This is a genomic window from Cryobacterium sp. Hb1 (genome assembly GCF_004403585.1).
Lineage (GTDB): Bacteria > Actinomycetota > Actinomycetes > Actinomycetales > Microbacteriaceae > Cryobacterium > Cryobacterium lyxosi.
The window spans coordinates 51064-65743 of the sequence record NZ_SOHI01000010.1 but is presented as its reverse complement, the minus strand read 5'-3'; the positions used below and the strand labels follow the sequence as shown (position 1 = coordinate 65743).

Sequence of the window (14680 nt, the reverse complement as noted above, 5' to 3'; positions counted from 1 at the left end):
AACGTACGGGCCCGGAACAGGCCGGACAGGGTTCGGTTCAGGTGAATTCAGGCAGTCCGACGCATAGCGCGGCGTTCTCGTGCGCCCTCGACCAGTAGATAGAGCACCGGAAGCACGATCAGGGTCAGCACAGTCGAGGAGACGAGCCCGCCGATGACCACGAGGGCGAGCGGCTGCGAGATGAATCCTCCGTGGCCGGTGAGGCCGATCGCCATCGGCAGCAGGGCGAAGATGGTGGCGAGCGCCGTCATCAGAATGGGCCGCAGCCTGCGGCTCGCTCCGGCGACCAGGGCGTCGAATACCGCCAGGCCGCGCCGCCGGTACTGGTTGACCAGGTCGACCAGCACGATGGCGTTGGTCACCACGATCCCGATCAGCATGAGCACCCCGATCAGGGATGGCACGCCCAGCGGAATACCGGTTACAACCTGGAGCGCGATCGCCCCGGTCGCCGCGAACGGCACCGACACGAGCAGCAGCAGCGGTTGCAGCAGCGACCGGAACGTTGCCACCATCACGATGTAGACGATGAGGATGGCGACCAGCATCGCCACTCCGAGCTGCTGAAATGCCTCGGCCTGATCGGCGCTGACCCCGCCGAGCGTCGCGGTCGCTCCGGTCGGCAACTTCGTATCAACGAGCATCTGGCTCAGCTGCGCGTTCGCCGTGCCCAGATCATCGCTCGCGGGAGTCGCCGAGACGGTCGCCGTGCGCAGCCCCTTCGTCGTCGTGAGGGTGCTCGGTCCCTCGACCTGTTCAACGGTGGCGAGGGTATCGAGGGCGACCGATCCGGCGCGGGTCGGGATCGGCACGGCTGCGAGATCAGCGGCTGTCGTCGGCGGCGACTGCGCCGACAGGTACACGGTCAGGTTGGTCTCGTCGATCACAATCGATCCAATGGAACTCGGCTGCATGGCCTGCGACACGAGCGTGCCGAGAGCGAATTCGCTCAACCCGGCAGCAGCCGCAGCCGTCCGGTCGACCGTGACAGCCAGGTACGGCAGCGAGGAGGCGAGAGTGTTCGCGCTCTCCCTGATCGCCCCGAGTTTTTGCACTGCAGTGAGAATGGACGTCGTCGCGGTCTGAAGGTCGGCATCCGTCGCGGCCGTGATATCGACGGCGATGTCGGAAGAGGCCCCGAATCCGCTTGCCGCAGCCACCGAGATCTCGCCCACGTCACCCAGTGCCGCCAGTGCCGTGCGCGCCTGGTTTTGCACCGCATCGGAGTTGGCACCGTCGGCTGTGGTGATCGAATAGGTCACGGCGCTCGAGCTGGGCGCACCGCCGCGAAACGCGCTCGCTGCGCTTCCGCCGCCGATCGACAGCTGCACGATGTCGATACCGTCGAGGCCCTGCAGCGCGGTCTCGACCGACGCGGATGCCGCATCCTGCGCGGCCAGGCTGCTGCCCACTGGCAGCGTTTGCGTCACCCGAAAGGTGTTCTGCCCGGTTGACCCGAGAAAGTTCACCTTCATGAACGGCACGAGCGCGGCCGTTCCACCAAGCACGAGAACCGCCAGCAGCAGCGTCGCGACGGCATGCTTGAGCGTGAATCGAATGACCGGCAGGTACCCCTGTTGCAGCCGTCCCGGGTTCTCGCCGGCCTCGGCCGCCGCCGATAGCCCGGTGGAAGCGGATGCCGCTGCTGCGTGCCGCGAGTGGGCGCCGTTCGCCGGAGCGGGCGCGTGAGCCACCGCAGCCGGACCGGCACCGAGCACGCCGTCACCGGCCAGGCCGGTCGGGGCTGCCTCCTGCGGCACGATTCCGGGTGCCAGGTCGGCGGGGTGCTCGTCATCGGCAGCCACCAGGGTTTTCGGCGCTCGCAAAAACCAGAACGCGAGCACGGGCACGATGGTCAGTGACACGAGCAGCGAGGCGAGCAGGGCGATCGTCACGGTGAGCGCAAATGGGCGAAACAATTCCCCGGTCGATCCGCCAACGAAGGAGATCGGCAGGAACACCGTGACCGTGGTGACCGTCGACGCGGTGATGGCCCCCGCTACTTCGCGCACCGCGAAGACGATCGTGGCGGCGCGGTCGGCACCGGCAACAAGGTGCCGTTTGATGTTTTCAATGACCACGATCGAGTCGTCGACAACACGGCCGATGGCGATCGTGAGTGCTCCGAGGGTGAGGATATTGAGCGAATAACCCACGCCCTGTAAGCCGATGAAGGTGATCAGCACCGAGGTCGGAATCGAGATGGCCGTGACCAGTGTGGCGCGCACCGAAAGCAGAAACAGCAGAATCACGATTACCGCGAAGCCGAGACCGAGCAGACCTTCCTGGGTGAGCGCGTCTATCGACTGCTGGATGAACGGCGCCTGGTCGAACACGACCGTGAACGTGGCCGGCGCGACGGCCGCCTCGAGCTGCGGCAGGATCGCCCGCACCGCCCTGGACACGTCGACCGTGTTCGCGGCGGGCACCTTGGTGACGGCGATAGTGAGGGCCGGTTTGCCGTTTACCCGGGAAATGCTGGTGATCGGGTTTTCCACCAGGGCGACCGTCGCGACGTCGCCGATGGTTGTGGGGGCGGCATCCGCTGTGGCACCGACGCCGGCACCGGTGAAACCGGCCGAGCTGGCCACGAGCGGGAGCGCGACGATGTCCTCGACCGAGTTGAGTTTGCTGCCGGCCTGAACAGACAGTGTCGTGTCACCCTCGGTGATGGCGCCGGCCGGAACCAGCGACCCGTTCTGCTGGAGCGCATCCCGGAGGTTTTGCGTACTCCATCCGCGCGCGGCGAGCTCATCGACGTTGGGCGTGATCGTGACGCGGCGGCCGATATCGCCGACCAGGGCGGCGTCACGCACGCCGGCCACGTCCCGAATGTCACCGAGCACGCTGCGCTTCAACTGGTCAGCGAGCGCCACGGTGTCACTCGAGGCGACCGCGAGCGAGATCACCGGAAAGTCATCGATACTGCCGCTGATCACCTGCGGATCGACGTCGGCCGGCAGCACATTCTTAATGCGGTTGATGGCCTGGTCGATGCGGGATTCGGCCTTGACCAGGTCGGTGCCGTAGGTGAAGGTGGCGCTCACCAGCGACGAGTTGGTGTTGCTCGTCGTCGACGTCGTTTCGAGGCCGACGAGGCCCTGAATGGCGGTCTCGATCGGGGTTGAAACGTCGTCGTTGACGACCTGCGGCGACGCCCCCGGGTAGCTGGTCGACACGAGCAGCTGCGGAAGCTGCAGGGATGGAATGAGCTCCTGCTTGAGGCCGGTCAGGGCCAGGCTGCCGAACACGGCTGCCACAATGGTGATGAGGGCGATCAGCGCCCGATTCTTCATGCTCACTACCGCGAGAAAATGCACCCGCTCAGTATGCCAGTACGCACAGTGCGCCCGACCTTTAGACTGAATGCTCGTGACTCGTCGACTGCTCCAACTGCTGATTGGCCTTTTTCTCTACGGAATCGGCATTGCACTGATTGTGCGCGCTGGTATTGGCGTGGCCCCCTGGGATGTGCTCACCCAGGGGATCGACAATCACACGCAGCTCGGCTTCGGGCTGATCACGATTCTGCTGAGCGGGGTCGTGCTCCTGCTGTGGATTCCCATTCGGCAAAAGCCCGGCGCTGGAACGCTGCTGAACGCCGTGCTCGTGGGGCCGGCAGCCGATGTGGGCCTGTGGCTGATTCCCGCCAACCTCGATCTCTGGGCGCGCATCGTGTTGTTCGCTGTCGGTCTCCTGACCGTGGCTGTCGCCACCGGCCTCTACATCGGGGCGCACTTCGGCCCCGGCCCGCGCGATGGCCTGATGACCGGCCTGCACAAGCGCACCGGCTGGAAGATCTGGATCGTGCGTACCGGCATCGAGGTGATGGTGCTCGGCATCGGCTGGGCGCTCGGGGGCAACGTGGGAATCGGCACCGCACTGTTCGCCGTGCTGATCGGCCCCCTCTGCCAGCGCACGATCCCACTCTTCGCAATCAAGCGTGCGGTCCGCTCGGCCGATCCCGCCCGCGCCGCGACCGCCTAACGGGCCGGCTAAGGGGGCTCCTAAGGGGGCTCCTAAGGGGGCGCCGGAGTGTGCGCGAAAAATAACGGTCGACGGAGGACAGCATCACGTCGCGCACACACTCCGTCTTCTCCGGGTCAAGCGGATCAGCCGGCTGTGAGCCCGCAGAACTCGGTGATCGTGCCCTCGAGAATATCGGCGAGCGCCCGCACCGATTGCGCGTCAGCCCACTCGATGTCGGCGTGCAAACCTTCGCCGTCGGCGCCGAAAACGACGCAGGGTATGCCTGCTTCAAGAATGAGTCCCGCGTCGGTCCAGAACGGTTCGCCACGCGTGACCGCTGGGTGCCCGAGTACCCGCTGCGCATTGGCCGTCAGCGCCCGCACGATTGGCCACTGCGGCTCGGCCTCAAAGGCAGCGCGGGCCACCAGTCTGGTCAGCGCGAACTGGAACTGCGGTTCTTCCACGGTCAACGCGGTCAAGAGTGCGAACAATTCGGTCTCGACGCTCTCGGGTGACTGACCGGGCAGCATCCGTCGTTCGACGGTGAGGACGCAGCGAGCCGCGACCGTGGCCGCGTCGTCGCCGCCGGCAATCTGCGACACCCGAACGGCGCCGTGGCCGAGCGTGGCATGCGCCGGGGCTGCGTTGAGCCGTCGCTGCAGGCCGTCGAGTGCGCGTAACACGAGGCCGGCATGCCAGATGGCGTCGACGCCGAGCTCGGGCTGTGAACCGTGCGCGGCGAGGCCGGTCAGCTCGAGTTCAAACCAGGCGAAGCCGCGGTGCGCTGTGGTGAGTTCGAGGCTGCTCGGCTCGACCACCAGGGCGGCGTCGGCCCGAAAGCTGCGCAGCACCTCCTCGGTGCCGATGCTGCCGAATTCTTCGTCGGCGACCAACGTCACGATCACATCCCCGGCTAACTCACCAGCGGACGCCCGCGCCGCCGCCACGAGGATGGCCGCGACCCCGCTCTTGGTATCGACGGCCCCGCGCCCGTACACCCGGCCGTCCCGGAGATCGCCGCTGAACGGACCGACTGCGCCGGGAGCGACGCCGACCGTATCGAGGTGGGCGTTGAGCATGAGTGAGCGGCCGGTGCCGGTGCCGCGCTTCACGCCGACGACCGACGGGCGCCCGGGAGTCTGCTCCAGCACCGTGACGTCGAAACCCTGCTGCCGCAGCCACTCACTGCACCAGATCGCGATCTCGGCCTCCCCCGCGGCTCCCGGCACGAGGTCGGGATTGACCGAATCGATGCGCACGAGCTGCTGCAAAATCGTGACGGGGTCACTCGCAGGGGGTAGTCGGGTCATCCCTAAAATCTAGGCCCTCCCGCGAGTGCCAAAGAATCGTTGCTACTGGCGTGCTGAAGCATCCAGTCACCGGCATCGCGATGCCACGTAACTGTTTGCCCGCTTTCGCGGAATTGGGCGCTGCCCTCGGTAGGGTGCAGCATGGGCAAAACGGCGCGGTGGGGGCTGGTTCCGGCGGCGCTGGTGAGCGCATCCGCTGTGCTGCTCTTTGCGTTGCGGATGCCGCTTCCCGGCTACGCGACGCTGGCCGCGGCGCTCGTGCTCGCGTTTCTGATCGACCGGGCTTTGTTTCGCGACCTGTTGCTGCTTGCCATTGGCCTTGGCATCATCAGCTCGATCTCGGTCGCGGCGAACATCAGCTACCCCAACATCGCGCTCATGGGCACGGTACTGAGCCTGTCGGTGCTCGTGCCGTACCTGCTCTCGCGCTACTACTTTGGGGAACACGCGATTCGGTTTCCGATTCGCACCGGGCAGCGCTGGACCAGGCTCGAACGGGCCTACCTGCCGCTTGTGGTGCTGCTCGGGTATCTCATTCTTCCAAGCTATTTCATCGGAAGCGGCGCGTACCAGAACTGGCCAGCGGTGACCGCGCCCGATGAGATCGCCCGGCTGTTCGTGGGCGTGGGTTTTGTGGGCATCTGGGATGAACTGTTCTTCATCTGCATCGCGTTCGCCCTGCTGCGGCGGCATTTCCCCGACTGGCAGGCGAATATTCTGCAGGCCGTGATCTTCTCGTCGTTCCTGTGGGAGCTCGGCTACCAGTCGTGGGGTCCGCTGCTGACCGTGCCGTTCGCGCTGCTGCAGGGTTACACCTTCGCCCGCACCCGGTCGCTGACCTATGTTGTCTGTGTGCACCTGCTCTTCGACCTGGTGGTGTTCCTCGTGCTCGTGCACGCTCACAATCGCGACTGGCTGGCCATTTTTCTGTACTGACGCTCGTGCACCTCTCAGGAACGCGCTATATCTTGTCTTTCACAACACGCGATATAGCGCGAGTTTATATTTTTGAAAGGACAACCCAGTGTCACTGGAAAAATGGCTGGTCGCCCCCGGGCAGACCAAGATAATCGACGTCGAACTGGTGCGTAAGCTCAAGGTTGGCCTCATCGGCGGGACGGTCGACATCATCGGCCATGACGAACCCGGCGCGCGCATCGAAGTGCACGGCGTCACCGGCAAAGATTTGAAGATCTCGATGGACGGCGACCGCCTCGAGATCGACCACCCGCAGCTGCGCTGGGATAACTTCATCGAGGTGTTCGCGTCATTTCGCGGCACCGCACGCGCCGAGGTGAGCCTCTCCGTTCCTCGCGACGTCGCGCTTCGCTTCGGAGTCGTCACGGCCGATGCCCTCGTCTCGGGACTGCGCAACGACGCCAAGCTGAGCACCGTCTCCGGCGATATTGTCATCGACGACGTGCAGGGCGACCTCGAGCTCAACGCGGTGAACGGAGAAATCTCGGTGCGCAATCACGTCGGAACGCTCTCCGTGCACACCGTATCGGGCGATATCACAGCCAGCGGCAGCATCCCTCAATTCACGCTCGACGGGGTCTCAAGCAACGCGTTCCTCGACCTGGCCGGCTCGCCGGACCAGATCGTGACGAACACGGTCAGCGGCAACCTCACCGTGCGGCTCGAACCCGGCGTCGCCGCGCGCTACCACCTCAACACTCTCTATGGCACACTCCAGCTCGACGAGCACACCGTGCGCACCGCTTTCGGCAAAGGTTACGAGGGCTCCACCGGCGCCCTCGACGGCAGCTGGCTCGACGTGCGCTCCAACTCCGTGTCTGGCGACATCTCGGTCGTGCGCACAGAGACCGTCGGCGCCGAACCAACCGGAACAGCATCGACCGATACAGCATCGACCGGTACAGCATCGACCAGCGCAACATCGACCAGCGCAGCGGATGCCGCACCGCCAGCCTCCCCCGATACCCGGCAGGACCCGGCATGAGCGCCATGTTCGCCCACGGCAGCCTGCGCCTCTACCTGCTGAGCCTGCTCGCCGAGCGGCCCCGACACGGCTATGAGCTGATCCAGGCGCTGAGCGACCGATTCGGCGGAACGTACAGCCCGAGCGCCGGCACGATCTACCCGCGGCTGGCCAAGTTCGAAGAAGAAGGACTCGTCACCAAGCAGACCGACGGCCGCAAGACCGTTTACGAGATCACCGATGCCGGCCGCGCCGAACTGGTCGCCCGCAACGGCGAACTCGGAGCAATCGAAGACGAGGTGACCGACTCTGTGCGGCGCCTCGCCGACCACGTGCGTACCGGCGTCAACTCCGCCATGAAAACCCTGCGCGCCGACCTCGCCTCGGCCGCGCGGGAGGCCCGCGATGCCACCAAGGCCGACCCGCGCGGCTACGACGGCACAGCCGGTTCGTGGGATCCAGCGGGCTCGTCGACCGGGGAGCGACCCCGCCCGATGCCGACAGCCGCCGAAGAACCGCCGCCCGAGACCTCGACTACGGACGCATCGACTATCGAGACCTCGACCGCTTCGGCATCGACTGCTCGCCACGACTCCACGCGCGCCCTGCGCGAGGCCGACATGGTGCTGAATGAGTTTCGGCAGCAGCTGCGCGCCGACCTGCGCACGCAGGCCTACCGGTCGACCCTGCCGCCCGACACCGTTTCAACACTCCGCAGAAAGCTCGCCGACGTGCGCGCAAGCGTCCTCGCCATCCTGCATCCGTAGCCCTGCACGGCCTGGTCTGTAAGGCCGGCGATTTTCGCGAAGCGTCGTTTCTTTCGGCCGCTCAGCACGGCGTGTCGAAATTTTGCCGGTTGAACATCGGCCGATCGATTTGACACGGAACCGGGTAGGTGTAGTGTCGACCCTCGTGACACCCGAGGCGAATGCCCCCGTACCAGAGAACCGTTCACCCAAACGGTGGATCATCGGCGATCCGCTCCCCACCGAGCATTTGGACGGCCAACTGCTGCCCAAACACCTCGCACTGCCCATCTTTGCGAGCGACCCGCTGTCGAGCGTGGCGTACGCGCCGCAAGAACTCCTCATGATCCTGACCCTCGGCGGACTTGCATTCCTGAGCTTCGCGCCGTGGGTCGCCGCCGTCGTCGTCGTGCTGCTCGTCGTTGTGGTCGCGTCCTACCGCCAGCTGATCAAGGCGTACCCATCAGGCGGCGGCGACTATGAGGTCGCCCACAAGAATCTGGGTGAGAAAGCCGGCCTGGTCGTCGCATCCGCCCTGCTGGTCGACTACGTCATGACCGTGGTCGTGTCGGTCGCGAGCGGCGTGGACAACATCATCTCGGCGATACCCGCGCTGGCCCCCCTGCGCGTCGAACTCGCCGTCGTGTTCATCATCCTGCTCGCGGCAGCCAACCTGCGCGGCGTTCGGGAGTCGAGCAAGGCCTTCGCCGTGCCGACCTACCTGTTCATCGCCAGCGTGCTGCTCATGATCATCGTCGGCCTTGTTCGCGCACTGCTCGGCGACGCACCGGTGGCCGAATCGGCTGGCTATGACGTGCAGGGCGAGAACCTCGCGCAGGCGGCTTTCATCTTGCTGCTGCTGCGCTCCTTCGCGAGCGGATGCTCCGCCCTGACCGGCGTGGAAGCGATCGCCAATGGGGTGCCAGCGTTCAAACACCCCAAGGTCAAAAACGCCCAGCGCACGCTCACCCTCATGGGCGGCATCGCCATCGTTCTGTTCGTCGGGCTGACCACCCTCGCCCTCATCTCCCAGGTGCATTACGCAGAACGTGCCTGCGACCTGATCGGCTGGGCCGAGTGCGCTACAGCTCCACAGCGCAGCCTGATCGCCCAGGTCGCCGCGGCAACGTTCGGCGACTACTCCATCATGTTCTTCGTGCTGCAGGCGGCCACAGCGGCCGTGCTCCTGCTCGCTGCGAACACGGCTTTCAACGGCTTCCCACTCCTGGGCTCCGTCCTCGCCCGGGACTCCTACGCACCCAAGTCGCTGAGCACCCGCGGCGACCGGCTCATCTACTCCAACGGTGTCGTTCTACTGGCCCTGGCCGCAGTGGCGATCATGGTCGTCTACCAGGCCAACCTCACCGTGCTGATCCAGCTCTACATCATCGGCGTGTTCGTGTCGTTCACTCTCGGCCAGACCGGCATGGTGCGGCACTGGCTGAAACTGCTGGGGAAGAATCCGCCGAACCGGGGCTCGATCATTCTGAGTTTGTCGATCAACGGATTTGGCGCGGCACTGACCGGCGTCGTGCTCATCGTCGTCACCGTGACAAAATTCACCCATGGCGCGTGGCTGGTGTTCGTGATGATGCCGATCCTGTTCTTTCTCATGATGGGCGTCAACCGCTATTACCGCGACGTCGCGAAGGAGATCGAGGTCGACCCGGTCACGACCTTCGGATCGCAGGGCGATCATGCAATCGTTCTCGTGGGCAAAATGCAGAAGCCCGTTCTGAAGGCCCTCGACTACGCCATCGCGGCGCGGCATGTCAGCTTAGAAGCGGTGCATGTCTCCATTGACACCGCCGAGACCAAGGAACTCAAACGTGCCTGGGTCAAGCAGAATATCCAGGTGCCGTTGCGCATCGTTGCCTCGCCCTACCGCGACATCAGCTGGCCACTGATCAACTACATCAAGGAGCGTCGCCAGGATCACGGTTCCGAGGTCATCACCGTGTACACACCGATCTACATCGTCGGGCACTGGTGGGAAGGCCTGCTGCACAACCACAAGGCACGCCGGCTGCGTCAAAAACTCATGCTCGTGCACGGCGTCACCATTGCCCTCGTGCCCTGGCTCCTCGACTCCTCAGAGCTCATCTACGGCCGCCGCTCCCGCCCGATCCCCGGTCAGGACCGTCGCGGCGAGCCCGTGCGCTCCCGGCCGGTGTCGCGCCGGCCGCTTGCTCCACCCACGGGAACGGCCGAGACCGCGACGAAGTCGACCCCGATCGTCGGCACCGTTCCGTCACAGTCGCGACCGTCGACATCCCGTCGCCGCAAGCGCAAGTAGCAGCGTCACCGCTTCAGCAGCGCGGCGGGCATCGGGCATCGGGCTACAGCCTGGCCATGATTTGCCGGGCGATGATGCGACCGGCCCGGTTGGCGCCGACGGTGCTCGCCTGCGGGCCGTAACCAGCGAAGAAGATGCGCGGGTCAGTCCAGGACGCACCGGAAGTAACCGAGACACCGCCGGCCTTCTCGCGCAGCTTCAGCGGGGCCAGGTGTCGCAGCTCCGGGCGAAAACCGGATGCCCAGACGATCGCGTCGGCCTCGGTGAAGGTTCCATCGCTCCACCGCACGCCCGTCGGCTCAATGCTCGAAAACATCGGACGAGCCACGAGCAGTCCCCGGTCGATGCCGGCCGCGATGCGGCGCGTGACCGGCACCCCGGCACCGCTGACAATACTCGGGAGGGCTTTGCCAGCCCGGGCCGCGCGATCCTGCGACATCACGGCCGCCACAGCGGTCACCTCCGCCAGCTCGTCGGTGTGACTGAAATCGATCGGGCGACGTGCTACCCAGGTCAACTCGGTCGCCACCCCTTCGAGCTCGAGCAGGAACCCGATCGCCGAGGTGCCACCGCCGACGACGATCACCCGCTGACCCTCGAACGCGTCACTCGAGACGTAGGTCGCCGTGTGCACCTGCGTACCCTCAAAGGTGCTCGCTCCGGGGTAGTGCGGCACGAACGGCGCGCCCCAGGTGCCGGTCGCGTTGACGATCATGCGTGCGTCGGTTTTCTGGTCACCGAACACCGGGGAACTCGTGGCCACGACCAGGTTGGACTGCAGCGGGACCACGCTGGTCACGCTCACCGGCCGCACCACGTTCAGCTCGAAGTGCTGCTCGTAGTCGCGGTAGTAGTCGCTGACAACGTCGCGGGCCGGCACGGTGTGGTCGGCCGTGTCAAAGCTCAGGCCGAGTTCTTTCATGCCGGGAAGATCGTTGACACGGTGCGCTGACCCGAGCTGCAGGGCCTGCCAGCGGTGTTGCCAGGCGCCGCCGGTGCTCGGGCCCCGGTCGAAGATAATGAAATCGCGGCCGGCCACCAGCTCAAACCGACGCAAGTAGAAGCCGACGGACAGCCCGGCCTGGCCGGCGCCGATGATGACGATGGGCACGCTGACGTTGCCCGTCATGTCACCCCATTCCTACGGATTAGCCGTGCGAACGGCGTCCGCGGGGCACAAGGCCCGTCATGCTAAACTAAACTCTAGTTTTTACACATTCCGTTCGGCAAATCCCGAGGGTCTCGCGACCTGCTCGGCCAGGCATCGTAAGGGGGTCACGCATGGGGCGCGGCCGTCAAAAAGCAAAGCACACCAAGGTAGCTCGGGAGCTGAAGTACTTCAGCCCGGATACCAACTACAACGCGCTCGAACGCGAGCTGACCGGGCATCCATCCGATCCTCGCCTCGACGAAGACCTCGCCAAGTGGCCCGAGTATGAAGCGGGCAAGGCTAAGAGTGCGGCCGGTGACGGCGCCACGGATTCGTCGGATCCCGCGGACGACGACGACGATCCCGACGATGATGACCGTTACGTGGACCACTACGCGCCCGAAGACGAGAAGAAGCGCGCTTAGCCTGCACCGGCGGGCGGCGACATCCGCTCGCCCCTGGCGCGCTCCATAATTACGGTCGGCGTCTCATTCGACGTCGCCCGTGCTGCCGACAGCGGTCGCGCCCTGCCCTCGACGGTTACGCTGCGCTACTTCGCGTAAGTGCCGACGAGGCGCACTGCGCCGCCGTTGACGCCCTTGGCACCCTGCTCGAACCCCGTTAGGTCGTGCGCAGCGCGCGAGACGCGGCCGGTGACCCAGGCGGGAATTCCGCTCGTGGCCAGGCGGGCGATGACCGATGAGGCAGAGGCCGCATCCACGACGGCGAACATGCCCACTCCGAGGTTCCAGGTTCCCTCCGCGCTTTCCAGCGTGGACCCGGCCATGTCGCCGAGCACCCGGAATACGGGTGCCGGTGACCAAGTGGACCGGTCCACCTCGACCCACGACCCGACGGGTAATACGCGGGCGAGGTTTGCGGCGATGCCGCCGCCGGTCACGTGGCTGAGCGAGTGGATGGCGCCGGCCAGCGCGGGCTCATCGAGCACGTCGAGCAGGGGGCCGGTGTACAGGCGGGTCGGCTCCAGCAGGACTTCGCCGACCATGCCGCCCAGTTCAGCCGACATGTCGGTGTAGCCGATGCCGCGGTGCGCCAGGATGTGGCGCACGAGCGAGTAGCCGTTGGAATGCAGGCCACTGGAGGCCAGCGCGATGACCACGTCACCGGAGAGCACCTTCTCGGCGCCGAGCACCTGGTCGGCCTCGACCACGCCGGTGGCCGCGCCGGCCACGTCGTAGTCGTCTGGACCGAGCAGTCCGGGATGTTCGGCGGTTTCACCACCGACGAGAGCGGTTCCGGTCTCGGAGCAGGCGCGGGCGATGCCGGCCACGATCGAAGCGATGCGCTCGGGCACGACCTTGCCGCAGGCGATGTAGTCGGTCATGAACAGCGGGCGCGCACCGACCACGATGATGTCATCGACGACCATGCCGACCAGGTCCTGGCCGATGGTGTCGTGCTTGTCGATCGCCTGGGCGATGGCGACCTTGGTGCCGACACCATCCGTCGACGTGGCCAGCAGGGGCTGCCGAAATTTGGTGAGGAACGACACGTCGAACAATCCAGCGAAGCCGCCGACACCGCCCCAGACCTCGGGGCCGTGGGTCTTGGAGACGGCCGACTTCATAAGCTCAACGGCAAGGTCACCGGCCCGGGTGTCGACTCCGGCTGCTGCATAACTCGCGTTGGTCGAAGTGCTGGAGTTGCTCATTCTGGTCTTCCCGGGTCACCGAACGGTACTTGGCCCAATCGCGCAAGGGCTTCTTCTTTACGAACGGCGGGAGCCAGCACGGCTTCCAGTTCGGAATCCGGGCCGGGGTCGCATCCGTTTGATGCCGCCGGGCGCTCGAGCAGGTTCTTGCCAAGGTGCTGCGCTTCTGGCAATGCGATCGGGTAGATGCCCGTGAAACACGCGGTGCAGAGGCGTTCGCGCGGCTGTTCGGTGGCTTCGATCATGCCGTCTTCGGAGAGGTAGCCGAGGCTGTCGGCGCCGATTGACTGGCGCACTTCGTCAATTTCGAGGCCGGTCGCGACGAGTTCGGCGCGGCTGGCGAAGTCGATTCCGTAGAAGCACGGCCAGGTGATCGGCGGGCTCGAGATGCGCACGTGCACCTCGGCGGCGCCGGCCTCGCGCAGCATGCTCACGAGGGCGCGTTGCGTGTTGCCGCGCACGATCGAGTCATCGACCACGATGAGTCGTTTGCCCTTGATGACGTTTTTGAGCGGGTTCAACTTCAAGCGGATACCGCGCTGTCGGATGGTTTGCGACGGCGCGATGAAGGTGCGACCGACATATGAGTTCTTGACCAGGCCCTGGCCGAACGGAATGCCCGACGCCTGCGCATAGCCGATAGCCGCCGGAGTACCGGATTCCGGAGTGGGAATGACGAGGTCAGCCTCGACCGGGTGCTCGGCGGCGAGCCGGCGCCCCATCTCCACCCGGGCCTCGTGCACGCCGCGACCCGCAATGGTGGTGTCGGGGCGGGCGAGGTAGACGTATTCGAAGACGCAGCCCTTGGGCTCGGCCTTCGCGAATCGTTGTGTGCGCAGCCCGTTCTCGTCGATAGTGATGAGCTCACCCGGCTCGACCTCGCGCACGAAGCTGGCACCGACGATGTCGAGGGCAGCGGTCTCAGAGGCGACGACCCAGCCGCGTTCGAGGCGTCCGAGCACCAGTGGCCGCACGCCCTGCGGGTCGCGGGCCGCATAGAGCGTCGTTTCGTCCATGAAAACGAGGCAGTAGGCGCCGCGGAGGCGCGGCAACACTTCGAGCGCAGTGGCTTCGAGGGTGTGATCGAGATCGCCGGTGAGCAGGGCGGTGATCACTGCAGTGTCGGTGGTGTTACCGCGGGCAAGTTCGCCATCAACCTGCGGATACCGTTCGCGCACGAGTTGCAGCAGCTCGGCAGTGTTGGTGAGGTTGCCGTTATGGCCGAGGGCTACCGTTCCGCTCGAGGTACGGCCGAGGGTCGGCTGGGCGTTCTGCCAACTCGATGAACCCGTCGTGGAATACCGGGTGTGGCCGACGGCGATGTGCCCGAGCAGGGTACTCAGCGAGGCCTCATTGAAGACCTGCGAGACGAGTCCCATGTCTTTGTAGATGAGGATCTTGCTGCCGTCACTCGTAGCGATTCCGGCCGATTCCTGACCGCGGTGTTGCAGCGCATACAGCCCGAAGTAGCTGAGTTTGGCTACCTCTTCACCGGGAGCCCAGACACCGAAGACGCCGCACGCGTCTTGCGGGCCCTTTTCGCCTGGAAGAAGATCGTGATTTAACAGTCCGTCGCCACCGGGCAAGCCGCAGCC

General features: G+C 65.6%; 11 protein-coding genes. 6 read left to right on the top strand and 5 right to left on the bottom strand.

Going from position 1 to position 14680, the window contains the following annotated elements; genetic code table 11:
* Nucleotides 1-47 precede the first annotated feature (47 nt).
* Nucleotides 48-3320, bottom strand: a complete 3273-nt coding sequence (locus E3T38_RS04530; protein ID WP_134546578.1) for an efflux RND transporter permease subunit — start codon at nt 3318-3320, stop codon at nt 48-50.
* A gap of 46 nt (nt 3321-3366) precedes the next feature.
* Here E3T38_RS04530 and E3T38_RS04525 point away from each other — a divergent pair, with 46 nt between their 5' ends.
* Nucleotides 3367-3987, top strand: coding sequence for a YitT family protein (locus E3T38_RS04525; RefSeq protein ID WP_134546577.1), 621 nt, complete (start codon nt 3367-3369; stop codon nt 3985-3987).
* 125 nt (nt 3988-4112) lie between these two features.
* On the opposite strand, the gene E3T38_RS04520 is transcribed toward E3T38_RS04525, so the two are convergent.
* Entirely contained in the window at nt 4113-5279 is a 1167-nt protein-coding gene (locus tag E3T38_RS04520) for a M20/M25/M40 family metallo-hydrolase (RefSeq protein WP_134546575.1), read from the bottom strand.
* Nucleotides 5280-5420: 141 nt separating this feature from the next.
* Between E3T38_RS04520 and E3T38_RS04515 the strand changes: the two genes are divergently transcribed.
* The 4 genes from E3T38_RS04515 to E3T38_RS04500 all read left to right on the top strand — a co-directional run bounded on the left by E3T38_RS04515 (nt 5421) and on the right by E3T38_RS04500 (nt 10263).
* A complete protein-coding gene (locus E3T38_RS04515; protein ID WP_134546573.1) occupies nt 5421-6215 on the top strand; it encodes a CPBP family intramembrane glutamic endopeptidase in 795 nt (264 codons plus the stop codon).
* A gap of 88 nt (nt 6216-6303) precedes the next feature.
* The gene (locus E3T38_RS04510) at nt 6304-7242 is read left to right on the top strand and encodes a DUF4097 domain-containing protein (protein ID WP_241984296.1); all 939 of its coding nucleotides are present in this window, start codon (nt 6304-6306) and stop codon (nt 7240-7242) included.
* Complete coding sequence (locus tag E3T38_RS04505; RefSeq protein WP_134546571.1) at nt 7239-7988, top strand: PadR family transcriptional regulator; 750 nt, start codon at nt 7239-7241, stop codon at nt 7986-7988. Before E3T38_RS04510 ends, E3T38_RS04505 begins: the two co-directional genes overlap by 4 nt.
* A 133-nt stretch (nt 7989-8121) precedes the next feature.
* The gene (locus E3T38_RS04500) at nt 8122-10263 is read left to right on the top strand and encodes an APC family permease (RefSeq protein WP_370448984.1); all 2142 of its coding nucleotides are present in this window, start codon (nt 8122-8124) and stop codon (nt 10261-10263) included.
* A gap of 43 nt (nt 10264-10306) precedes the next feature.
* On the opposite strand, the gene E3T38_RS04495 is transcribed toward E3T38_RS04500, so the two are convergent.
* The gene (locus E3T38_RS04495) at nt 10307-11392 is read right to left on the bottom strand and encodes an NAD(P)-binding domain-containing protein (protein ID WP_134546569.1); all 1086 of its coding nucleotides are present in this window, start codon (nt 11390-11392) and stop codon (nt 10307-10309) included.
* A 152-nt stretch (nt 11393-11544) separates the two neighbouring features.
* Between E3T38_RS04495 and E3T38_RS04490 the strand changes: the two genes are divergently transcribed.
* The gene (locus E3T38_RS04490; RefSeq protein WP_134546567.1) at nt 11545-11838 is read left to right on the top strand and encodes a DUF3073 domain-containing protein; all 294 of its coding nucleotides are present in this window, start codon (nt 11545-11547) and stop codon (nt 11836-11838) included.
* 125 nt (nt 11839-11963) lie between these two features.
* Here the strand turns inward: E3T38_RS04490 and purM are convergent, their stop codons facing one another.
* On the bottom strand, nt 11964-13085 hold the full coding sequence (gene purM, locus E3T38_RS04485; protein ID WP_134546565.1) for a phosphoribosylformylglycinamidine cyclo-ligase: 1122 nt from the start codon (nt 13083-13085) through the stop codon (nt 11964-11966).
* Nucleotides 13082-14671 carry an amidophosphoribosyltransferase gene (gene purF, locus E3T38_RS04480; RefSeq protein WP_241984295.1) on the bottom strand — a complete coding sequence of 530 codons (1590 nt, stop codon included), beginning with the start codon at nt 14669-14671 and terminating at the stop codon, nt 13082-13084. The genes purM and purF overlap by 4 nt, the downstream gene beginning before the upstream one ends.
* Between the last annotated feature and the right edge of the window lie 9 nt (nt 14672-14680).